Source organism: Lawsonella clevelandensis, from assembly GCF_003241315.1.
Classification (GTDB): domain Bacteria; phylum Actinomycetota; class Actinomycetes; order Mycobacteriales; family Mycobacteriaceae; genus Lawsonella; species Lawsonella clevelandensis_A.
The window spans coordinates 455,973-477,715 of the sequence record NZ_QFOZ01000001.1; the positions used below are offsets into that span (position 1 = coordinate 455,973).

Below are 21,743 nucleotides of genomic sequence, written 5' to 3' on the forward strand. Positions count from 1 at the left end.
AATCGCCTGTACAACGTAGATTATCGCGTTTATCTCACAGCAGATCCGACAGCTTCTGAAATAGATGAAAATCCGTTTTTGCGTAGCTTCTTCGCCAATCCTTTGTGGATATGGTGAGCCCAGAAAGGACCTTGATAAATGAACGCCGTATATCCCTGTAGAAGATCTGCACCGTGCGTTATCCGCTCCCATGCATCATCAACAGTTTCAATACCACCGCATCCAATCAGCACAATACGTCCCTGTGTTTTCGCATAGATCCGATCTAGCACCTCAAGGGAACGTTTTTTCTCCGGCTGCCCAGAAATTCCACCAGAACCCATTGCAGCCACCTTGGCGGCATCTGTACGGAGACCCTCTCGAGAAATTGTTGTATTAGTGGCAATAATGCCAGCCAGTTTAAGATCCAATGCTAAATCTGTAATCGCATCAATATCTTCATTAGAAAGATCTGGAGCAATTTTTACCAGCACCGGCACCTCAGATACTGCCTGCACTCCCTCCAGAATAGGACGCAGAGATTCTACAGCTTGCAAATCACGCAAGCCTGGAGTGTTGGGGGAGGACACATTCACAACAAGATAATCTGCCAGCGCACTCACCAAACGAGCAGATGTACGGTAATCCGCCACTGCTTCCTCCGGGGGTACTACTTTGGTCTTGCCAATGTTGATGCCAGTAATAGTGGTACCGCGGCGGCGACGTAAATTATTTGCGGCATACCCAGCACCATGGTTATTAAAGCCCATCCGGTTGAGCAATGCGCGATCCTCAGGAAGACGGAACAAACGTGGCTGCGGGTTACCAGGTTGGCCAGCAGCCGTCACTGTCCCCATTTCCGCATAGCCGAATCCCATGGGTCCCCATGCATCGGATGCTGCTGCATTTTTATCGAAACCGGCGGCTAGACCCAATGGTGCAGGAAAATGCACACCAAAAAGATCTTGGGCAAGAATATCGTCCTCGTAGTTAAAAACGGAGCTAGCTAATTGCCCTAACGCAGGTACCAGGTGAAGTGTTTTTATCATGCCGAACACAAAAGTGTGGATCTTCTCGGGGGGAAGAAGGAACATTGTGCGCTTCACGACTTCATATAACACTGGTTACCTACCTGCTGGGTTGAGGACTGTCATGTCTATCTTGCCACCCTTTAGGATAAACTGCTGACCATGCAGGAGGAAAAGCAATTAGCAGACTCTTTTCGCTAGGCTTAGTGACAGGCGAATGCAGCACCATAACAAGGAGCAAGTGTGGGGACTATGAGTTGGGCACAAACAATTGTGCTCTCTATCGTGCAGGGACTAACTGAATTCCTCCCAGTATCATCTTCTGGACACCTTAATATCGTTTCGCGTCTCTGCTGGGGAGCAGATGCTGGAGCTTCCTTCACTGCTGTCATACAACTTGGTACGGAACTGGCAGTCCTGGTCTTTTTTGCTAAAGATATTGTCCGCATTATCAAAGCGTGGTTTATTGGCCTATTCCACAAGGATCGTAGGGACAATCTTGACTACAAGATGGGGTGGTACGTCATTGTTGGTACTATCCCAATCGGTCTTATCGGATTTTTGGCAAAGGATGCTATTCGGGACAATCTCCGCAGTCTCTGGGTAACGGCCAGTGTGCTTGTTGTGTTCTCTTTTGTTTTTATGGCAGCAGAGAAATGGGGATCGCGGAAACGCGACTTCGACCAGCTCACAATGAAAGATTCCATCATTATGGGCTGTGCGCAATGCCTGGCACTCATTCCTGGCGTATCACGTTCCGGTGGAACTATCTCTGCAGGACTTTTTATTGGTCTTAAACGCTCAGTAGCCACCCGCTATAGTTTTCTTCTGGCTATTCCAGCAGTGTTAGCTTCCGGCATTTTCTCCCTACCAGATGCTTTTAACCCCACACATGGTCAGGCAGCAACTAGTTCTCAGCTAGGTGTGGGTGTTGTTATTGCTTTTATTCTGGGATATATCTCTATCGCATGGCTATTAAAGTTTGTAGAAAAGCATTCTCTTAACTGGTTTGCGGGTTACCGCGTTATCGTTGGTGTAATAGTCCTTATTCTCCTTGGAACCGGGGTGCTTACCGCCTAGTGTCTCGTCGGCTTTTTATTTTCGACCATCCGTCACGCTGCATTATTGGCGCTATTGGGGAATATCCTGATCAAAGCTACTATCTGCAAGTTGTTCAAGATGGCCAATTAGTTTCTGTAGAACTTGATGCTATGCAGCTGCGGCTTATCGCTAAACGTATTGACCAGCTTTTAGACGATGTTGCCGACTACTACAACTTGCGGTTACCGCGTCGTGCTAGACACGTTGATGATCTTTCTCCGCTGGATCTGCCACTTGACTCAGAGTTCCTGGCGGGGACGATCGGTTTGGCGTGGAGTGAAGAAAAATCAGCTATTCTTCTTGAACTTCTTTCTTTCACCAATGGCGAATTTGATGAGAATCTCATCCTTTCCGATGATGCTGAAGAAGGACCAGATACCGTACGCATTATGCTCAGTCCTCATTTTGCTCGGCAGTTCGCGCATCGAACTAAAATTGTTTATGCAGCTGGCCGACCATTGTGCCCACTATGCGGTGAACCGATGGATCCAGAAGGACACATTTGTGTTCGTTTGAACGGTTATCGCCGTGATCTTGGTGAGATTATTGACCGACTAACTGATTATCAGCGTTAAAGTGCCACTGTCCCCCTAGTAGCTGGTTATAGATGACTGACTATAGGGGTGGAGAGGATAAGCCCTTAAAGAATCACCTGTGGCTAATCTTCGACATACATTGCATGCCAGTAAACTGGTGTCCATGTATGCATGGCCAAAGGTTTCTGTCCCAACTCTTCCCGGTATCTCGATTCCACTTCGCCTTTACGACACCTCCGCAGGAGAGCTAACAGCCGTCACTCCTGGGGAAACTGCAGGAATGTACGTGTGCGGCATTACCCCTTATGACGCAACACATCTTGGTCACGCCGCGACCTATGTTACTTTCGACCTCATTAATCGCATTCTTAGAGATAATGGCCACAACGTTCTTTACGTCCAAAACGTCACTGATGTTGATGACCCACTGTTCGAACGCGCAGAACGCGACGGCGTAGATTGGCGCGAATTAGGCAATGAGCAAACCGATCTATTCCGCAGCGATATGGAAGCTCTCCGCGTTATTCCACCCGACCATTATGTCGGTGCCACAGAAGCCATTGACGAGGTTATCGAGTTTGTTCAAAAGCTATTCGATAAAGGCGCCGCATACCAGATTTCTGCTGAAGACGATCCAGATTACCAAGATGTGTACTTCCCGGTGACGGCTACACAACAGTTCGGCTATGAATCTGGCTATGATCGTCCTACGATGGAGCACTTCTTTGCAGAACGTGGCGGTGATCCGGAACGTCCCGGAAAGAAGCATCCGCTTGATGCTTTATTGTGGCGTCAGCAGCGACCTGGTGAACCTGCATGGGATTCACCCTGGGGGGCGGGGCGCCCCGGTTGGCATATTGAGTGTGCGGCCATTGCTCTTAACCGTTTGGGAACCTCCTTTGATATTCAGGGGGGCGGCTCCGATCTAATTTTTCCTCATCATGAGTTTTCCGCCGCGCATGTGGAAGCGGCAACTGGATGTCACCACATGGCTCGCCATTATGTCCACACTGGAATGATTGCCCTCGATGGCGTAAAGATGTCTAAATCCTTGGGGAATCTTGTCTTTGTCTCTAAACTGCGTGCTCAGGGTGTTCACCCTGGGGCTATCCGTCTGGGTATTTATGCGGGCCACTATGCCACGGATAGAGACTGGTCGGATGAAGTTCTCGCAACAGCTGTTGAGCGTCAGAAGCGTTGGCAGCAGGCTTGTGAACGCAACAGTGGTGTTCCTGCCGTGACTACTGTTCAGCGCGTTCGCGAAGCGCTTTCAGATGATCTCGACACGCCTCGTGCACTGGCACTCATTGATGTGTGGGCAGATGAGACATTACGAGGATTAGGGGACGACGCTACTGCCCCCACAACTATGCGTACTCTTATCGATAGTCTTTTGGGCGTTACTCTCTATTAATTATTAGGGGTAGTGACCGCTAGGGGAGAGGTAGTACGGTGATGGTTAAATGATGCGAAGAGATTTTCTGCAGTAGGCGAGGCTATATCATCAACGATTTTTCCGTCGGAGAGAACAATTGCTCGTTCTGCACTTGCGGCAATCTCAAGATCGTGCGTCACCATGACAATGGTTGTGCCATTGCGGTTGAGCTCGGAGAGTTCTCGGATAACAAGTGCACCGGAGGCAGAATCTAAGGCGCCTGTTGGTTCGTCAGCGAACAATACTTGTGGTTTTACTGCAAGTGCTCTGATAATGGCAACGCGTTGCCGCTGTCCACCGGATAGTTGTGCTGGGTAATAATTTTTTCTTCCTGCTAATCCAAATTTTTCAAAGAGTGCATCGAGTTCTTTTCTCGACATTTTCTTACCCACAAAACGCAGCCCTAACTTGACGTTTTCTAAGGCGGTCATGGAATCAACAAGGTTGTAGTCTTGAAAAATGAAACTTGCGTTTTTGCGTCGTACGTTACTTCTTACACGGTTAGATGCGGTAGCTAAGTCCTTACCGCATAGTACGCAGGTACCAGAATCTGGTTTTTCTAATCCGGAAATGCAGTAAAGGAATGTGGATTTACCGGATCCGGAAGGTCCCACGATGGACACGAATTCCTGGGGGCGGACGGAAAAATCAATTCCTTTGAGGATGAGTTCTTTTTCTCTTTTCGTAATGGGGAAGGACTTTGTTAAGGCTGTCGCCTCAATGATGGTGTTCATTGTTCTAGCCGCTGCGCTATTCACTGTGTTATTTACGGTGGTGGTCATTATGGCGTTCCTTTATCGGACGATGGCAGTTAGTCGAAGAGTGTGTGATTCCCGCAGGGTGGGGATGACAATGGTAATGGCTAGGAGTGCGAATCCCACGGCTAGGAGGTAGTAGGTTTCATTTCCTATCCATACAGGGGATGCTCCTGGTACAGGGCCATTGTGGAGTGCAGTTCCCATTGCTAGTGCATTAATTCCGAGGATCACTGTGGAGATTACGACAGCGGCAGCAAAATAGATGAGACATTCGAATACTGCTGCCCAGCGGATAGAGGTAGTGGTTGCTCCTAGTGTTTGGAGGAGAGCAATATCGTGTTTTCTCCATTCGTTTGTGAGATACACAGCTAGCACGCCGGCGAAAGCTGCAACGATAACGGGGGCACCAAAGACAAGAATAATTTGGCTTGTGGGGCTGACCTGAAGATCTGCTTCGCTTGCTCCCAAAGCGATTGTCACATTTTTCGTTTGGTTTACCATTCCGAAAATGCAGCCCACAGCTGATGCCGCCACCACTAATGGGGTAATGACTGATGTTGACACAACAGATCGACGACGGGCAGAGGTTTTCGCAAGGAGCCAACTATCTAAAAAATTCAAAGGCAGAATAGCCCCAATCAATCGCACAACGGGCTGAATAATAATTCGGTCAGATAGCCCATAGGCCAAGAGAAGCCCCAGCCCCGTACCCCAGTATGCGGATACTATGCCGCTCAGTTTTTCTGAATCATAAATGGGCTGTGCTTGCCCAATGGGGTGTGTTTTCCCAATGGCTATGTACCCCACAATAATGCCCGCCACGATAAGGACGGAGAAAATAATTTTTGTAACGCTGTTAGCGGGAGCTTTCTCCGGGGCTTCTGATAGGGCAACAACAGGTTCAATTCTGGTAATGCTTCGTGCCCCCAACACCAGTGATAAGAGGAGTACAAGGAATGCTGTACCAGGGCCAAAAGTCCATGCCCAGACGGTGAGTGGGTCAGAAAGTGAGGGGAGTGCGAGTAATCCTGTGTTTTTCACTAGATCTGTGAAGGAAGGCCACGTCAGATAAGCGAATATGCCACCCAGGACGGCACCCACCAAAGCACTTATAGATGCTATTCCTGTGTAACGAGCCTTCGCACTAGCAGGGGATGCTCCAATAACTTGCCAGAGTGCAATACGTCGGGAATCTCTCCGAATAGCGAGCTTCACAACGGATGGGAGACACATAAAGATGGAGATACATGTTAATGCTATTTGTAGCCCACCTAGTGAGGAAAACTGTTCTCCAGCTTCTGTATCGGAGGCTTGCGCACCAACAATCGTTATTCCTAACGATAATGTGAGCATCCACGAGGCAATGAGCGTCATGATGAGAACTGAGAGACTCATCGGTCTGAGATCGCGGATTTCTTTAAACACGAACAATCTACCTTTAACCGCATCAAACAATGTAAAGGCTACGCATATACACTGAAGAAAACACGTATAGCCCAGCAGATTATAAGATCTGTATCTTTCTATGAGAAAACCCTTACGTGTCGTCGCGGTAAAGAAAACGACAGAGCATACTTGTTAAATACACGGTATAGAGAACGGATTGTGATTCATGAGCACTCTCAGTGCAGTCCTGTGGGATATGGATGGGACTCTCGTCGATACTGAGATTCTTTGGGATAAAGCTATTTACGGCGCAATGGAGGAGATAGGATCTCCACTCACTCCCGCACAGCGCGCCCGTACGGTGGGAATGAGTATGGATAATCTGCTGCGCACTCTTGCTGGTTTTGCGGGGAGCACCGATGAGACACTGGTACGCACCATTAATGACAAGATTCTTACTGCTATGAGCAGACTCTATACAACGGAGATGCACTGGCAGCCGGGCGCCCAAGAACTCGTTAATGAATTACACGCAGCAGGTATTCCACAAGCACTTGTCACTAATACAAAACGGGTTCTTACGCGCGTGGCTCTACAGACTATCGGCAGTGAGAACTTTGCTGTAAGTGTTTGTGGTGACGAGGTCCCGGCGGGGAAACCTGCTGCAGATCCTTATGTAAAGGCTGCTACTATGCTATGCCTTCCACCAGAATCCTGTTTAGTTATCGAGGACAGTATGACGGGTATTTCTGCTGGATTGGCTGCTGGCTGTCATGTACTGGGAATACATACTGACAACAGACTTGATTCAGGTGAAGATTACGAAATCTGGGATTCTCTGCTCGGTGTTAGCGTGCAGGATCTCCGTCGTTATATGTCTATCTGACTTACACAGCAATATAAGTAACTAGGCACGTCAGAAAAGTGGAATAATAGGAATTGTGAAAAATTTCGAAGACCTATTCACCGAACTTCTTGATAAATCCGTTAACCGTCCTGCGGGCTCCGGCACTGTTGCAGCATTGGATGGTGGTATTCATTCTTTGGGGAAGAAGGTCGCGGAAGAGGCTGGGGAGGTATGGCTGGCGGCTGAATACCAGTCCGATGATGAACTCTCAGAAGAGATCTCTCAGCTTATCTATTGGCTTCAGGTCATTATGGTGAAGCGTGGTCTCACCCCGGACGATATATACAAATTCCTCTAATCGACGCTGAAAGGTAGCTGCCGTGCTGCGTATTGCCATTCCGAATAAAGGCGCCCTTTCTGAGCCTGCTCAGGAGATGCTGAAAGAAGCGGGATACCGTTCCCGCTCAGATCATAAAGATCTCACCGTAGTGGACTCCTCCAATGGAGTTGAATTTTTCTATCTTCGCCCCAAAGACATTGCTATCTATGTTGGTAATGGGCAGCTTGATCTTGGCATTACCGGCCGTGATCTCGCCATCGAATCGCAGGCTCCTGTCCGTGAACGCCTTGGTTTAGGTTTTGGCGCATCTAAATTCCGGTATGCTGCCCCCGCTAACGAAGAGTGGACTGTCGATAAGATTGCCGGTAAAACTATTGCTTCTGCTTACCCCAATCTCACCCGGTCAGATCTTAAAAACCGGGGTATGGACGCTCGTGTTATCCGCCTCGACGGAGCTGTCGAAATTTCCATTCAGTTGGGTGTCGCCGATTGCATCGCTGACATTGTGGAATCGGGTCGTACCTTGCGTGCGCATGGTCTGGCACCATTTGGCGAGCCGCTGTGCGAATCTGAGGCAGTTCTTATTGAGCGTGACGGCGGCGCGGATACTTCTGAATTAACTCGTGCTAAAGATACACTAACGGGCCGCATACAGGGTGTATCGTATGCGAAGAAATACCTCATGCTGGACTATGACTGCCCGCGTGAGCTCCTCGATAAGGCTATCGAGCTAAGCCCCGGTATACAGTCTCCAACTGTTTCGCCACTATCGAATGATGGCTGGGTGGCTGTTCGCGCTATGGTGCCGCGTCACGGTATCAATGCTCTTATGGATGAGCTCCACGAACTTGGTGCTAGCGCAATTCTCGCATCAGACTTGCGCACATGCCGTCTTTAGATGTCACAGACATAACACTAAGCACTAATGTTGTGCCTCTCCTGGCCATCCTGGATAGTCCGGAGTGTCACCGCCAAACTCTGGGCAATACTGTTGGAATGCGCACCAGCCGCAGAGTTTAGATTTTTGTGTGGGAAAATCCCCGTTTACTCCACACTTTCTTACGCGGTTCCACAGGTCGACGACTTCTTTTTCTGTATCAATAAGATCTGGGATAGAAGGCTGGCTTATCATCGTTTCACCAGTTTTCAGATAAATAAGTTTCATCTGATCAGGTAAAGCTCCGTAGATACGCCAGTACATCAGACTGTAAAGCCGCATCTGGAATTTAACTGATCCAGCATAGCGAGGGAGAGGTTTCTTCCCCGTTTTATAGTCCACAATGCGTACTTCACCCGTGGGAGCAATATCCAACCGATCAATAAACCCACGTACGGGTGTATTGTCCGGCAGCATAACGTGAACGTATTTTTCTCGCCCGGCAGGATCGAACCGGCAAGGGTCTTCCACTCGGTAATAATTAAAAATAAGGGCGGCGCAATCGTTGAGGAAACGACGCTCTTCTTCTTGTGGGATTACCGACGTGTCCTCTTTCGCGTGCAGCTCTCTAAAGATTGTGGGAAGAAGATCAATCGCAGCGGAAGGGATACGCTCTGCTAGTGGGAGATCAAAGAGCCGTTCGAATACAGCATGTACAACAGTTCCTTTGAACTGTGCTTCTGTTGTTGGCTCGGGAAAACGATCAATAGAACGAAAACGGTAGAGTAGCGGGCACTGCCGAAAATCATTAGCACGGGAGGCAGATAAAGCAAGGGGCTTTAATGCAGTAGGCTTAGGGAGTTGGGAAATTTTTGGAGTTTCCTGGGTAGCAGTCTCACTTGTCTGTTCGTTCGTCATAATTGGCAGCGTACACGGTTAGTGCAACATAGCCCTTTTCCGCAATTGTAGTAGAGGAGAATAATGCGTTCTCAAGGCCCTTTCGCAGAAGGTGACCGTGTCCAGCTCACAGACTCGAAGAGCCGTCATATTACGCTGACGCTACAAGCAGGGGAGCGCTACCATACTCATCAAGGTTTCATCTCTCATGATGACATTATTGGTCAGCCGGAGGGATCCTCTATTGAGTCTTCTGCTGGTGGCCATTATCTTGCACTTCGGCATCTTCTCGTCGACTACACACTGTCTATGCCTCGCAGTGCGGCTGTAGTGTATCCAAAGGATGCTGCGCAGATTCTTATGGAGGGAGATATCTTCCCCGGTGCTCGTGTATTAGAAGCCGGCGCTGGTTCTGGTGCTCTCACATGTTCTCTGCTCCGTGCTATCGGTCCTACCGGCCACCTGTACTCCTATGAGATCCGTGCTGACCACCTACAGGTAGCGGAACGCAATGTTGTCGATTTCTATGGAGAGCACCCCGATTCTTGGACTCTCCGAGAAGGCGATTTAGCGCAAGTTACCAGAGATGACATATCTGATGGTGTGGATCGAATTATTCTCGATATGTTGAATCCGGAAGAGTGCCTACCAGCTGTTAAAGACCTTATTAATCCAGGTGGTGTACTTATCTGCTACGTCACCACAGTGACACAACTGTCGCGTTTTATTGAGGCTCTTCGTGCGCAACAGTGCTGGACGGAACCCCGCGCTTGGGAAAGTTTTGTGCGGGAATGGCATGTTGTTGAGCTCGCAGTTCGTCCGGAGCACCGTATGCAGGCGCATACTGCTTTCCTTATTTCCACCAGGCGGCTCGCTGATGGTACAAAGCCTCTTCCGCCACGCCGAAAAGCACGCCGCTCTTAATACCTTCTGAATTACCCTAGAAGATAATAGATATACATGCTGGTATCTCGTTAGGATCGTAGTCCTTATCCACCACAACGTATGTAGTTGTTGAATATGACTGAAGTTGATGATCTGAAAACAAAGTTGCACAGTCTTGAGACACGCAACATTAAACTTGCTGAGCTTCTTAAAGCCTCCCGCGAGCAGCTTATTGAGCTCAAAGATGAGCTGGACTCATTGGCGACACCGCCAACTGCTTTTGGGGTAGTGCTTAACCCCCGTCGGCAGGAAAATATGGGACTTGATACTACTGCAGCTCGCGCTATTGACGTCTTTACAAGCAACCGTCCTATGCGTGTAATACTTAGTCCTACCGTACAGATTGCTGATATTCAGGTCGGCACTACAGTACGGCTAAATGACGCACTTGTCGTTGTCGAGGTTGTGGATACCCCCGCAGTAGGGCAGATTTTCAAAGTGCAGGAAATGGTAGACACTACCCATGCACTTGTCGCAAACCATACCAATGAAGAGCGCGTTGTTCTCCTAGCACATGATTTAGTAGAGGGGATTAGCACTGATCAGGGGAGACGAAAAGTTCGTATAGGGGACTCTCTCATCGTTGATGACCACACGAATATCGCCCACCATCATGTGGAGAGAGATGAGGTAGAGCAGCTCATCTTGGAGGAAGTCCCAGATGTCTCCTACGCTGATATCGGCGGTTTAGCCCCACAAATTCAGCAGATTAAAGACACTGTAGAACTTCCTTTCCTGCATCGTGATCTTTACGCTGAATATGATTTACGGCCACCCAAAGGAGTGCTCCTGTACGGCCCCCCTGGCTGTGGTAAAACGCTTATTGCGAAAGCGGTTGCACATTCGCTCGCGCAGCAAATCGCTGAACAAAATGCGAAAAACACAGGTGAGAGCCTCTCCCATATACGTGCAGAATCGTTCTTCCTCAACGTCAAAGGTCCCGAGCTACTCAATAAATATGTAGGGGAGACGGAACGTCAGATTCGTCTTATCTTCCAGCAGGCTCGCGATAAGGCAAGCAACGGCACACCCATGATCATCTTTTTTGATGAGATGGACGCTGTTTTCCGGACACGCGGTTCCGGCATTTCTTCCGATATGGAAAATACTGTTGTGCCACAACTATTAGCCGAAATTGATGGTGTCGAAAGCCTGGAAAACGTTATCGTCATTGGCGCCACCAACCGTGAAGATATGATCGACCCAGCAATTCTTCGCCCCGGTCGACTAGACGTGAAGATTTCTATCCGACGACCGGATGAAGCAGGTGCACGCGATATCCTTGCGAAGTACCTTACTCAGGCTGTTCCTCTCTCCGCTACCACTATGGCAGAGCTAGGAGGAGGAGATAGCGATACAGCATACCGGGAACTTATTAATCGAACTGTGGAACGCATGTATGCAGAGATTCCTGCCAATGAGTTCATCGAAGTTACTTATCAGGATCACTCTACGGAAATCCTCTACTTCAAAGATTTTGTCTCTGGCGCAATGCTGCACAACATTGTTGACCGCGCTAAAAAATCCGCTATTAAAGCCAAACTTGATGGTCAACCAGCTGGTATTACCGAACAGATGATGATGGATGCGGTAGCCCTGGAGTATTCACAAAACGAGGACTTACCCAACGTTCATCGCCCGGATGAGTGGGCTCGTGTTTCTGGGAAGCGAGGCGAACGAATCATTGACATTCGATTACTTTCACAATCCTCAAACTGTCGGTAAAAACGCACGCTCACTGGGAACAGAGGTGGAATTTGGCATTATTACACCCTGCGATCCACGTCTTAGCCCCATCTCCAGTTCTACTGATATTGTCCTGGCGTATGCACATTCCCTCGGAATGGCCGCTGATACCCGCACTCGCTGGGATTTTTCCCCCGAACATCCACTCCGCGATGCCCGCGGTTACGATCTTGGACGTGCCCGCCCTAGCCACAGTGTTAACCCCAATGCACCAGGTTTAGCGAACCTTATTCTGCCCAATGGGGGACGCTTCTATGTTGACCATGCGCACCCCGAGTTTTCCACGCCGGAAGTTACCGATCCGCTTGAGGTAGTTCTCTGGGATAAAGCAGGCGAACGCATTGCCTATAACGCAACACAGGCACTTGCGTCACTGCCGAATTCCTACCCGGTTGTGCTGTATAAGAATAATGTTGACGGCAAAGGTGCTTCTTATGGCTGCCACGAGAATTATTTAGTGCAGCGGTCACTTGATTTTGAGACGCTAGCACAGCACCTTATCCCATTTTTCGTCACCCGCTGTATATATACCGGAGCGGGTCGTGTCGGTATTGGTACCGCAAGCCAGATACCTGGTTTTCAGATTTCACAGCGCGCGGATTACATCGAAACGGATATTAGTCTAGAGACCACTTTGAACCGGGGCATTATCAATACCCGCGATGAACCGCATGCTGATGAGCAGAAGTGGCGTCGTCTGCATGTCATTGTGGGAAACGCGAATATGGCAGAAGTGGCCACGTACCTCAAAGTGGGTCTCACTATGCTTGTCATTATTGCTATTGAGAATGGGGTAGATTTCTCCGATCTTGCCCTTGCAGATCCAGTACAGGCAATAAAGAGTGTTTCGCGTGATCTCACCCTACGCACACCACTCACGCTTGCCGGTGGTGGCGCTATGACAGCCATGGATATTCAAGAGCAGTATCGACAACGAGTGCTCACCTATTTTTATGGCGACCAAGCACCCACCTCAACGACTGTTGTGAAGCACTCCAGTTGTTTCTCTATGGAGAGAACTGCTGATCTTATGGCGTGGTGGGAGAAAGTATTAGCTGATCTGCGTACAGATCCTCTTAGCACTGCTAGTTATCTGGATTGGACGGCGAAACTCTCCCTTCTTACACAACTGCGGGAACGTTATCACTGTGGTTGGGAGGATCCTCGCCTCAGCGCTTTCGACTTCTCCTATAGCGATATACGTCCCGCTGGTATTTATAACACTCTTGTTGCGAAGGGGAGAATGTCTCGGCTCGTGGAAGAATCTGCTGTACAACACGCTATTTCACAGCCTCCGTGCAGTACTCGCGCATGGTTACGGGGTACTCTTGTACAGAAATTTGGTTCCGCTATTATGGCTGCTTCCTGGGATAGCCTGTCTGTTGTGGAACCGGATGGGACAATCTTTACTCTTCATATAGGGGATCCACTTGCTGTGGGAGCTGCTAATTGTGCTCCTATCGTGGACAATGAGAGTAATCCAGGGACAATTCTTCATCGAGTGTCTCAAGAGATCATGGAAGGAGCATCATAATGCCACAAGCTCAGGTTTTTGGTGGTCATGGTAATGGGGGAGAGGATGATGAGTTCGGTGGCGGTCAAACTCATCTACAAGCATCAGTAGATGACACAGATGATCTTCTCGACGAGATTGACAGCATGCTTGATACCAACGCGGAAGAGTTCGTCATGTCTTTTATTCAAAAAGGCGGAGAGTAACGCATGCGTCGTCGCATTGCAGGAGTAGAAACTGAGTACGGTATTGCATGTTTATCGAATGGTAAGCAGTGTCTTACTGCCGATGACATTGCGCATCGCTTTTTCACTCCGGTTATTGAGACTTACCATTCATCGAATGTTTTTACACGCAATGGTTCTCGTCTCTATCTAGATGTGGGATCTCATCCTGAATACGCCACCTGTGAATGCGACTCCGTTGACCAACTGCTGACCTATATTCGTGCCGGCGATGAAGAGATGAATAGTCTCGCTATCTGTGCTGAAGAGAATCTTGCCCGCACGGCTGGCAGTGGTGACGTCTATATTTTCAAAAATAATACTGATGCTTCCGGTCATTCTTTCGGTTCGCATGAAAACTACCTCATTGAACGAACCGACGATTTTTTCCGAATATCCCAGGCACTTATTCCTTTTCTCGTTACCCGCCAACTTATTTGTGGCGCTGGTAAAGTCCTGCGCGATCCGCACACGGGGCAAACGTCCTATCGCCTCTCCCAACGCGCAGAGCATGTTTTTGATGGTGTGTCATCGGCTACTACGCGTTCTCGTCCCATTATTAATACGCGCGATGAGCCGCTTGCGGATTCTTCTCGTTATCGCCGCATGCACGTTATTGTGGGCGATTCCTCTATGGCGGAACCCACCACTGCACTCAAACTAGGATCTACCCTCCTCATACTAGAAATGCTGGAAGAGGGGATAGAGGTTTCAGACTTTTACCCGCAGGATCCTATTGATGCTATCCGCATCGTATCGCGCGGGTTAGATGGGCAAGCGCCTTTCTTGTTGAAGGCAGGTGGAACAAGTACCGCACTTGAGGTTCAGCGGGTGTTCTGCACAGCTGCCGCACACTATCTTGAAACTCGCCCAACAGATGAACAAACGCCACGATATCGGTGGACCATTAATCTATGGAACCGTACTCTTGACGCAGTAGAGTCGGGTGATCTCACCCCTATTTCTCGCGATATTGACTGGGTCATTAAGAAATCTCTTCTGGACCGGCAGAGAGAGCGTTATGGCGTTGATTATGCGGATCCGCGTTGCGCCAAACTGGATCTTATCTACCATGACATTCGCCCTGGACGTGGCATTTTCCCATTACTGGAGTCACGTGGACTGATTAACCGACTGACGGACCCTACCGAGGTAGAAAAAGCTCGTACGGTACCACCTGCAACAACTCGCGCTAATATACGCGGACAGTTCGTTACCCATTGTTTGGACTCAGGAGTTTCTTTTTCTGCGGACTGGACACATCTTAAGTATGCTTCCTCCCCGTCCACTGAAGTAGAGCTAAATGATCCTTTTGAGTCCATGACATCCGAGATAAAGTCATTCATTTCACATAGTGGATGAATTACTATCAAGGTGTGCCTACCTCGAAAATTTCGCCCACAGAGCGGCAGCTCAATCTCGTCATCGCTCTTCTCAATACCTCTACCTATCTTACGGCGGAAGAGATACGGCAATCCGTAGCGGGCTACGATGCGCATAATGGGGAAGCCGGTCGACAAATGTTTGAGCGGGATAAACAAGTTCTTAAAGAGCTTGGTATTCCCATTAGTGTTGTTACTACTGAGGAAAAATACGGTGTCCCCGGCTACCGTATTCATAAATCCGACTATCAGTTAGAACCCATGTCGTTTACCTCCGCAGAACGCACTGCTATCAACTTTGCTATGCAGCTGTATAGGGATAAAAAATACGACGTCTTGCAGCGTGGTTTCGATAAATTACAGCATGACGTTACAGAATCAGGATCCGCATCACGCAATAGTGTTATCGGTACTGATAGAGAGGAACTAGACAAGCTCACCACGTTGTCGGAGGCAGCATCACAGCACAGTACTGTTGATTTCCTCTACCACACGGCTACAAATATAACGCCGGAACGCCGTATCGTTGAGCCCTGGGGTGTTGTGGCTGACAATGGACAATGGTATTGCTTAGGATTCGATCGCAAGAGGGAAGCGATGCGGGTTTTTCGGCTTTCCCGTATGACAGGTCCTGTTGTTGATAGGGATGAACCTGCACACTCTGAACGTCCCCGTATATGCGCCCGCGAGCTACTCCGTCAACAATTGTCATCGGTACGCCGTTACATCTCGGCAGAAATTGCTACAGATAGTGATATCAGTGAAGAACTGAGTCTGGCAGCTGATCATATAGAGACTTCTGTAGCGAGGAACACAGAGGGAGCCACAGAAGGGGAGGAAAGACAGAATATTCTTCATTTCACAAACGTCAATTATCAATGGCTGAGAGATATGATTCTCGCCAATACTCCTCATGTTTCTGTTCTGTCTCCGCAAGACTTAGCTGATGATGTTCATGCTTGTCTTGTTCGTATTGTGAACCGTGGGTCCCACGCGGAATAGGTGAAGGTGATGAAATCTTCGGAAAAGATAGCGCTCGCTCTCGATATCATTCCTTATCTGGTCGACCATAATGGCATTACTAGAGAGGAAGCAGCGCATCATTTTGGTATTACGCCGCGCGAACTTACCTCAATTTTAGAAACTGCGGTGTGCTGTGGCGTCCCTGGATACTATGGCGGGGATCTTATCGATATTGATATCTGGGGCAATAACATCTACGTTTACACCGCGCAAGGGCTAGAGAAGCCGCTACGTTTTACTCCTGCAGAACGTGCCGCGCTTACTCTTGCGTTACGCCAGGTAGAGAAAGTACCAGGCCTTCTTAATAATTCGGCAGTGGAGAGTGTTCTTGCCAAATTAGGAGAGAATTACGATACAGCAGCTCCTGCTGACATCAGTGGTAGTCCTTCTACTCTTCCGGGACTGGCTGACGCTATCACTACTGCTATTGCCGAGCAGAGAATTCTCATCATTGACTACGTGAATGGCACTGGCGAGCGCACTATGAACCGTCAAATTGTGCCATACAAAATTAATATTCAGCATGGTTACGCCTATCTTATTGCATGGTCCACTGAGGCTTCGGAACTTCGACAATTCCGGTTAGATAGGATTCTTGACTTTTCTGAAGGTTCTCCATGGACTGGAAAGAGCCCGGTTACTTCTACAGATATTCAGCTATTTATCGAGAATAAAGCTGCTCCCCACAAAGCGTATATACTGTTACGTACTGATGCAGTGTGGTTAGTAGAATTACTAGGTATTTCTATTACGGGTAGTACATCCGAAGGACTGTGTGGCACGTTACCGTACTTTTCAGATACTTGGCTTCTTCAAACTGCACAACAGTATGCAGATTACTTAGTGGTACGTAAACCTGAACAAATAGAAAAGATTGTGGTCGATAGAGCTAGTAAGGCTTTAGCACGCTAGACTGGCGATACAGTGATACTTGTTACCACATTTATTGGAGGGCACCGTGAATATCGGTTGGATGGAAATCCTTATTATCCTGCTCGTCGTTATCGTCCTCTTTGGAGCCGCCAAACTTCCTGAGTTAGCTCGTTCAATGGGCCGCTCTATGCGCATCTTCAAATCCGAAATGAAGGAAATGAAGAATGAAAACGGAAACGACAAATCGGACAAGGGATCTCATAAGTCTAAAAAAGATGATCAGATCCAAGCTGATACTATCGTGCAGACAGATGCCATCATTGTAGAATCAGATAGCACTAAGGCTGCTGATACTACTGACAAACCAGCGGCGGATCCTACGCCCAAGTCGAAATAGATTTCTCTATTCACGTAGCACGAAGAAATATTCTTGGCACCGAAAAAGCAACGCATCCGCACGCCAGAAGAAAAAATGGCGTTGTCGGAACATTTACGGGAGCTCAGGAAACGCGTCATTATTATTGTCGGGATTCTTTTCCTGTCGATGATACTTGGCTTTATCTGGTACGACCTTCGTATTGGTAATATTCCTAGCCTCGGTGAAATTCTTAGAGGGCCCTACTGCGCCATCCCTCCAGAGGGTCGTCTTCAGCTAGGCGATGATAATACCTGCCGGCTCCTTGCGACTGGCCCCTTTGAGCAGTTCATGCTGCGCCTCAAAGTTGGTTCCGTTGCCGGTATCGTCTTCACAAGCCCTTTCTGGCTATATCAAGTGTGGGCTTTTATCGCGCCAGGTCTCTATAAAAAAGAGAAGAAGTTCGCGCTCCTGTATGTGGGCGTCGCATCTTTGCTCTTTATCTGTGGTGCTGTACTGGCCTACTTCATTGTGGCCAAAGCTCTGGACTTCCTTCTCAATATGGGCAATAACGTCCAGATTACGGCACTTTCTGGTACCCAATATTTCAACTTCATTATCGCCCTTATCGCCATTTTCGGAATAAGTTTCGAACTTCCTCTGCTCATTGTGACTCTCAACATTATGGGAGTTGTCAGCTATGAACAGCTTAAGAAATGGCGTCGCGTTGCTATTCTGGCATTATTCTGTTTTGCGGCCTTCGTCACCCCTGGTGGCGACCCTATTTCTATGACGGCTTTGGCTCTGACACTAACAGTGCTGCAGGAAATAGCGATTCAGATCTGTCGTGTGCATGACAAACGTAAGAAAAAAGAACGTCCGGATTGGCTCGCAACTGATGACGCTGCTGCATCCCCGTTGGAGAGTCCAGATGCAATAACTTCTGATGGAGCTACTACTGAGGGGGAGGAGGTGACGCCTTCACCGCTTGCTGCTCCGACCTCTCTACCAGATAATCAACCGCTTTTATCGACCGATATACAGACCTCCGAATGGACCGACATCGATGTAGATGACGAGGAACCTTCAGATAATGGATCCAATAACGCTTCACACTAGACAAGAAATTCTTGACGCTTTTATGGCGCGTCGTCCCTTTACCCTCGACGAATTTCAGCAGCGCGCAATTGGGCACATTGCGGAGGGACGCAATGTTATTGTCAGTGCCCCTACGGGTGCTGGGAAAACAGTTATTGCTGAAGCGGCAGCAGTTCTTGCCTTACACCAAGCGGATAAACTTTTTTACACGACTCCCATCAAAGCATTATCGAATCAAAAGTATCGTGACTTCTGTGCACGATGGGGGAAAGATAATGTTGGACTTCTTACCGGAGATCAGTCCATCAATGGTGATGCTCCCGTTGTCGTCGTGACAACTGAAGTTCTCCGCAACATGCTCTATGCGGAAAGTCCCACTCTTCATAAGCTTCGTTACGTTGTTATGGATGAAGTGCATTACCTGTCGGATGCTTTCCGTGGTGCAGTTTGGGAAGAAGTCATTCTTTCTCTCCCCAACACTGTTCAGCTTATTGCGCTTTCTGCCACTATTGGCAATACCACAGAGTTTGCGAATTGGATTTCTGCAGTAGTGGGGCCAACAAGTGTTGTTACTACAGACTTCCGTCCAGTTCCACTGACAGCAAATGTGCTGGTGAACTCCACTATTTATCCATTGCTGAACAAAAGTGGAAATGATGTTTCTCGCCATCTGCACAATCGTGTCGATCGGATACTTCATACTCCGTCACATCACGAACGCTTCCCTAATCGTGTGCGGATTGTAGAGACGCTAGAACGTGAAAACTTACTTCCGGCCATCGACTTTATTTTCTCTCGTACAGGGTGCGATTCAGCTTTATCGCAATGTGCGCGTTCTCGTCTTACTCTCACGACCAAAAAGGAACGTCAGCATATCTTCCAGTACGTAGATGAACACTGCCGACTTCTTTCAGAAGCCGATAGGCAAACTCTGCACTATACACAGTGGCGCTCCAGCTTAGGACGTGGCTTTGCTACCCATCATGCGGGCATGCTGCCACTATTTAAGCAGGTTGTTGAAGAACTCTTCAGTAGGGGACTTATCAAAGTAGTTTTTGCAACATCAACTCTATCGTTAGGCATTAATATGCCAGCACGTGCTGTTGTTCTTGAAAAACTTACTAAATTCAATGGTGTTAGCCATGAAGAACTTACCAGCAGCCAATTTGCTCAGCTTATTGGTCGTGCTGGAAGACGCGGCATTGACTCCACCGGGCACGCCATTGTTTATTACACCCCGGATGTTGATCTAGACAATCTAGCAGCGCTTTATCGAGCTGAACCGTCTCCACTTCAATCTAGCTTTAAAGTGGGTTACAACATGGTTGTTAATCTACTTGCACACCATAGCTACGATGAAGCGCTTGTTCTCCTCCGTCAATCGTTTGGACAGTACCAAAATGATGCGGCAGTTGTTCTTGCACAGCGCGAGCTTAACCAAGTGGAAAAAGAACTTCATGATATAGAGTCCACTATTTCTCCACAAATGCTGGACTATCTCACTCTTATTACTCAACTTAATAATGAGACAAAGGCGTGGGAGAAAAGAAAAAATAAGGAATATCCGCGTCCCACAAAAGGTGCATTAGCAAAATTACGTCGCGGTGATGTTATCTGTCTTAGTATCCGTAAAAAACCTATTCTTGCGGTAGTTCTTGAACGACCACGCAAGAATAAAATTCTCGTAGCGACGTCGAACTGGGTTGGAACTGCTCATCTTTCTACTATTCGCCATAATGGAGAAGCACTGGGGCACTTCCACTTAGAGGAAAGGGGAGCTCCTGATAACGCGCATACAGTAAAACTGGCACGCCGCGAACTCACTCACAGTAATATACGTATTCCTAAGGATGCTCGACACGAGAAGAATATACGGCCACCTGCACATCTCCAGCAGCTACGTCGGGAATTACGACACCACCCGCTACATGGGCACCTTAACCATGCTGAAATTACTGCTCTTAACCGTGAGAGGGCACATCTCCTCAATCGACAGGAAAACCTTCAGCACCGTATCGAGCATGATGCGGGAACCCTAGCAACAGATTTTACCCATGTGTGCGACGTTCTCCAGTCAGCTGGTTATCTTACATCCACGTATGAATTAACTTCTGCAGGAACTCTTTTACGGTCAATATACTGTGAAACAGATCTTATTTGTGCCGAAGCTATTCGTGAACATGCGTGGGATGGCCTTACTCCTGCGGAGTTGGCCGCTGTTGCGTCAGCAATTACTGGAGAATCTCGGAAAGATACTGACCATTACTGGCCCCCTGCGCAAACAGAGGTATTGGCGGATACATATACGGATACTCAGCGAATTGCACGCGATATCCATCACTTAGAAAATGATCACGAGTTACTACTTTCTCGGCCTCTCTATGGTGGACTGACAACAGCAGTTTTCCAATGGGCTAATGGCGCTACCTTGGAAGAATGTCTTACCCTCGCAAAAATGTTTGGTTTAAGTATTACTCCGGGGGATTTTGTCCGTCATATCCGGCAAATCATTGATCTTCTTTCACAGTTCATAAAATTAAATACCGACGAGTATCAACACCTCGTAGACTGTTCTTACCAAGCAAAAAATGCCATACAGCGCGGCATTGTGGCGGAATCGCTGTAAAGGAAAGGTGTTCTTGTGAAATCTCTGCAGCCTGCAGAAGGCGGAATTCTCGTATTAGGAGGACGCTCTGAAATTGGCATTGCGCTAGCAAGTCGTCTGTGTAACGGCCGACCGGTCGTTCTTGCACAACGTCCTTCCAATAAGGATGTCGGTGCAGTTGAGGCACTTTTACGAGGAGGAGCACAGCAGGTTTATACCCTCCAATGGGATGCCCTCAACAATGATGACCTCGTTTCTATTTACGAGAACGCTGAAAAGACCTGCGGAATACCTATCAGTACGGTCATCGTGGCTTTCGGCATACTTGGTGATCAGCAGAAAGCTGAGCATGATCCTGCAGAAGTCTTCCGCATCGCTCACACTGACTACACCGCTCAAGTTGTTACTATTACTGCTGCAATTGAGTATCTCCGCAAGCACACTCATGGTCTCCTCGTGGCATTTTCATCAATTGCAGGATGGCGAGTACGTCGTGGAAATTACGTGTATGGTTCTGCTAAAGCCGGCCTGGATGGTTTCCTTTCCGGGCTTATCGATGCCACTCACAAGGAAAAGGTTAATGTCGTCATGGCGCGTCCTGGATTCGTCATTGGCCGTATGACAGCAGGTATGGAGCCTGCCATTATGGCGTCAACAGCAGAAAAGGTTGCAGCCAGCGTTTACCAGGCAATTTGTTCAGGTAAGCATCGGGTATGGGTGCCTAATAGATTGCGCTTACTAGCCAGTATTATGCCTTTTGTACCTAATTCACTATGGCGGAGAATGCCTCGGTAA

At 48.3% G+C, this 21,743-nt stretch carries 21 protein-coding genes; 17 read left to right on the forward strand and 4 right to left on the reverse strand.

The window, feature by feature from the left end; translation table 11 throughout:
* Positions 1 to 29 precede the first annotated feature (29 nt).
* Positions 30 to 1,085, reverse strand: coding sequence for a quinone-dependent dihydroorotate dehydrogenase (locus tag DI579_RS02080; protein ID WP_290595243.1), 1,056 nt, complete (start codon positions 1,083 to 1,085; stop codon positions 30 to 32).
* 174 nt (positions 1,086 to 1,259) lie between these two features.
* On the opposite strand from DI579_RS02080, the gene DI579_RS02085 reads away from it, so the two are divergent.
* The 3 genes from DI579_RS02085 (at position 1,260) to mshC (ending at position 4,058) form a co-directional block, all read left to right on the forward strand.
* On the forward strand, positions 1,260 to 2,087 hold the full coding sequence (locus DI579_RS02085; protein ID WP_290595242.1) for an undecaprenyl-diphosphate phosphatase: 828 nt from the start codon (positions 1,260 to 1,262) through the stop codon (positions 2,085 to 2,087).
* Positions 2,087 to 2,683 carry a DUF3090 family protein gene (locus DI579_RS02090; RefSeq protein ID WP_290595241.1) on the forward strand — a complete coding sequence of 199 codons (597 nt, stop codon included), beginning with the start codon at positions 2,087 to 2,089 and terminating at the stop codon, positions 2,681 to 2,683. The genes DI579_RS02085 and DI579_RS02090 overlap by 1 nt, the downstream gene beginning before the upstream one ends.
* Before the next feature lie 124 nt (positions 2,684 to 2,807).
* Complete coding sequence (gene mshC / locus DI579_RS02095; RefSeq protein ID WP_290595635.1) at positions 2,808 to 4,058, forward strand: cysteine--1-D-myo-inosityl 2-amino-2-deoxy-alpha-D-glucopyranoside ligase; 1,251 nt, start codon at positions 2,808 to 2,810, stop codon at positions 4,056 to 4,058.
* On the opposite strand, the gene DI579_RS02100 is transcribed toward mshC, so the two are convergent.
* Positions 4,055 to 4,861 carry an ABC transporter ATP-binding protein gene (locus DI579_RS02100; protein ID WP_290595240.1) on the reverse strand — a complete coding sequence of 269 codons (807 nt, stop codon included), beginning with the start codon at positions 4,859 to 4,861 and terminating at the stop codon, positions 4,055 to 4,057. The genes mshC and DI579_RS02100 overlap by 4 nt on opposite strands.
* Positions 4,862 to 4,873: 12 nt before the next feature.
* The gene (locus DI579_RS02105; protein ID WP_303678604.1) at positions 4,874 to 6,232 is read right to left on the reverse strand and encodes an ABC transporter permease; all 1,359 of its coding nucleotides are present in this window, start codon (positions 6,230 to 6,232) and stop codon (positions 4,874 to 4,876) included.
* A gap of 217 nt (positions 6,233 to 6,449) precedes the next feature.
* Between DI579_RS02105 and DI579_RS02110 the strand changes: the two genes are divergently transcribed.
* The 3 genes from DI579_RS02110 to hisG are packed head-to-tail and all read left to right on the forward strand — an operon-like array spanning position 6,450 to position 8,308.
* Complete coding sequence (locus DI579_RS02110) at positions 6,450 to 7,109, forward strand: HAD family phosphatase (RefSeq protein WP_303678605.1); 660 nt, start codon at positions 6,450 to 6,452, stop codon at positions 7,107 to 7,109.
* A gap of 55 nt (positions 7,110 to 7,164) precedes the next feature.
* Positions 7,165 to 7,428 (forward strand): phosphoribosyl-ATP diphosphatase, encoded by a 264-nt coding sequence (locus tag DI579_RS02115; RefSeq protein ID WP_290595237.1) that lies wholly within the window; start codon positions 7,165 to 7,167, stop codon positions 7,426 to 7,428.
* Between the two features lie 22 nt (positions 7,429 to 7,450).
* Positions 7,451 to 8,308, forward strand: coding sequence for an ATP phosphoribosyltransferase (gene hisG, locus DI579_RS02120; protein WP_303678606.1), 858 nt, complete (start codon positions 7,451 to 7,453; stop codon positions 8,306 to 8,308).
* Positions 8,309 to 8,332: 24 nt separating this feature from the next.
* Here the strand turns inward: hisG and DI579_RS02125 are convergent, their stop codons facing one another.
* On the reverse strand, positions 8,333 to 9,205 hold the full coding sequence (locus DI579_RS02125) for a RecB family exonuclease (protein WP_290595235.1): 873 nt from the start codon (positions 9,203 to 9,205) through the stop codon (positions 8,333 to 8,335).
* A gap of 63 nt (positions 9,206 to 9,268) precedes the next feature.
* Here DI579_RS02125 and DI579_RS02130 point away from each other — a divergent pair, with 63 nt between their 5' ends.
* The 11 genes from DI579_RS02130 to DI579_RS02180 all read left to right on the forward strand — a co-directional run bounded on the left by DI579_RS02130 (position 9,269) and on the right by DI579_RS02180 (position 21,743).
* Positions 9,269 to 10,108, forward strand: coding sequence for a tRNA (adenine-N1)-methyltransferase (locus DI579_RS02130; RefSeq protein ID WP_303678607.1), 840 nt, complete (start codon positions 9,269 to 9,271; stop codon positions 10,106 to 10,108).
* Between the two features lie 96 nt (positions 10,109 to 10,204).
* Positions 10,205 to 11,854, forward strand: a complete 1,650-nt coding sequence (arc, locus tag DI579_RS02135) for a proteasome ATPase (RefSeq protein WP_290595233.1) — start codon at positions 10,205 to 10,207, stop codon at positions 11,852 to 11,854.
* Complete coding sequence (gene dop / locus DI579_RS02140) at positions 11,814 to 13,409, forward strand: depupylase/deamidase Dop (RefSeq protein ID WP_290595232.1); 1,596 nt, start codon at positions 11,814 to 11,816, stop codon at positions 13,407 to 13,409. The genes arc and dop overlap by 41 nt, the downstream gene beginning before the upstream one ends.
* The gene (locus DI579_RS02145; RefSeq protein ID WP_290595231.1) at positions 13,409 to 13,594 is read left to right on the forward strand and encodes a ubiquitin-like protein Pup; all 186 of its coding nucleotides are present in this window, start codon (positions 13,409 to 13,411) and stop codon (positions 13,592 to 13,594) included. The genes dop and DI579_RS02145 overlap by 1 nt, the downstream gene beginning before the upstream one ends.
* Positions 13,595 to 13,597: 3 nt before the next feature.
* Positions 13,598 to 14,974, forward strand: coding sequence for a Pup--protein ligase (pafA, locus tag DI579_RS02150; RefSeq protein WP_290595230.1), 1,377 nt, complete (start codon positions 13,598 to 13,600; stop codon positions 14,972 to 14,974).
* 14 nt (positions 14,975 to 14,988) lie between these two features.
* Positions 14,989 to 15,996 carry a YafY family protein gene (locus DI579_RS02155; RefSeq protein ID WP_290595229.1) on the forward strand — a complete coding sequence of 336 codons (1,008 nt, stop codon included), beginning with the start codon at positions 14,989 to 14,991 and terminating at the stop codon, positions 15,994 to 15,996.
* Positions 15,997 to 16,005: 9 nt separating this feature from the next.
* Positions 16,006 to 16,929 (forward strand): WYL domain-containing protein, encoded by a 924-nt coding sequence (locus DI579_RS02160; RefSeq protein WP_290595228.1) that lies wholly within the window; start codon positions 16,006 to 16,008, stop codon positions 16,927 to 16,929.
* 61 nt (positions 16,930 to 16,990) lie between these two features.
* Entirely contained in the window at positions 16,991 to 17,287 is a 297-nt protein-coding gene (tatA, locus tag DI579_RS02165; protein WP_290595633.1) for a Sec-independent protein translocase subunit TatA, read from the forward strand.
* Positions 17,288 to 17,320: 33 nt separating this feature from the next.
* A complete protein-coding gene (tatC, locus tag DI579_RS02170) occupies positions 17,321 to 18,364 on the forward strand; it encodes a twin-arginine translocase subunit TatC (protein ID WP_290595227.1) in 1,044 nt (347 codons plus the stop codon).
* The gene (locus tag DI579_RS02175; RefSeq protein WP_303678608.1) at positions 18,339 to 20,969 is read left to right on the forward strand and encodes an RNA helicase; all 2,631 of its coding nucleotides are present in this window, start codon (positions 18,339 to 18,341) and stop codon (positions 20,967 to 20,969) included. The genes tatC and DI579_RS02175 overlap by 26 nt, the downstream gene beginning before the upstream one ends.
* 15 nt (positions 20,970 to 20,984) lie before the next feature.
* Entirely contained in the window at positions 20,985 to 21,743 is a 759-nt protein-coding gene (locus tag DI579_RS02180; protein WP_290595225.1) for an SDR family NAD(P)-dependent oxidoreductase, read from the forward strand.

Excerpts from the sequence above, each read along its gene's own strand:
- DI579_RS02085 (WP_290595242.1), top strand. The coding sequence starts at position 1,260 with ATGAGTTGGGCACAAACAATTGTGCTCTCTATCGTGCAGGGACTAACT.
- mshC (WP_290595635.1), top strand. The coding sequence starts at position 2,808 with ATGTATGCATGGCCAAAGGTTTCTGTCCCAACTCTTCCCGGTATCTCG.
- DI579_RS02100 (WP_290595240.1), bottom strand. The coding sequence starts at position 4,861 with ATGACCACCACCGTAAATAACACAGTGAATAGCGCAGCGGCTAGAACA.
- DI579_RS02105 (WP_303678604.1), bottom strand. The coding sequence starts at position 6,232 with ATGAGTCTCTCAGTTCTCATCATGACGCTCATTGCCTCGTGGATGCTC.
- DI579_RS02110 (WP_303678605.1), top strand. The coding sequence starts at position 6,450 with ATGAGCACTCTCAGTGCAGTCCTGTGGGATATGGATGGGACTCTCGTC.
- DI579_RS02125 (WP_290595235.1), bottom strand. The coding sequence starts at position 9,205 with ATGACGAACGAACAGACAAGTGAGACTGCTACCCAGGAAACTCCAAAA.
- DI579_RS02130 (WP_303678607.1), top strand. The coding sequence starts at position 9,269 with ATGCGTTCTCAAGGCCCTTTCGCAGAAGGTGACCGTGTCCAGCTCACA.
- arc (WP_290595233.1), top strand. The coding sequence starts at position 10,205 with ATGACTGAAGTTGATGATCTGAAAACAAAGTTGCACAGTCTTGAGACA.
- DI579_RS02145 (WP_290595231.1), top strand. The coding sequence starts at position 13,409 with ATGCCACAAGCTCAGGTTTTTGGTGGTCATGGTAATGGGGGAGAGGAT.
- pafA (WP_290595230.1), top strand. The coding sequence starts at position 13,598 with ATGCGTCGTCGCATTGCAGGAGTAGAAACTGAGTACGGTATTGCATGT.
- DI579_RS02160 (WP_290595228.1), top strand. The coding sequence starts at position 16,006 with ATGAAATCTTCGGAAAAGATAGCGCTCGCTCTCGATATCATTCCTTAT.
- tatA (WP_290595633.1), top strand. The coding sequence starts at position 16,991 with ATGGAAATCCTTATTATCCTGCTCGTCGTTATCGTCCTCTTTGGAGCC.
- DI579_RS02175 (WP_303678608.1), top strand. The coding sequence starts at position 18,339 with ATGGATCCAATAACGCTTCACACTAGACAAGAAATTCTTGACGCTTTT.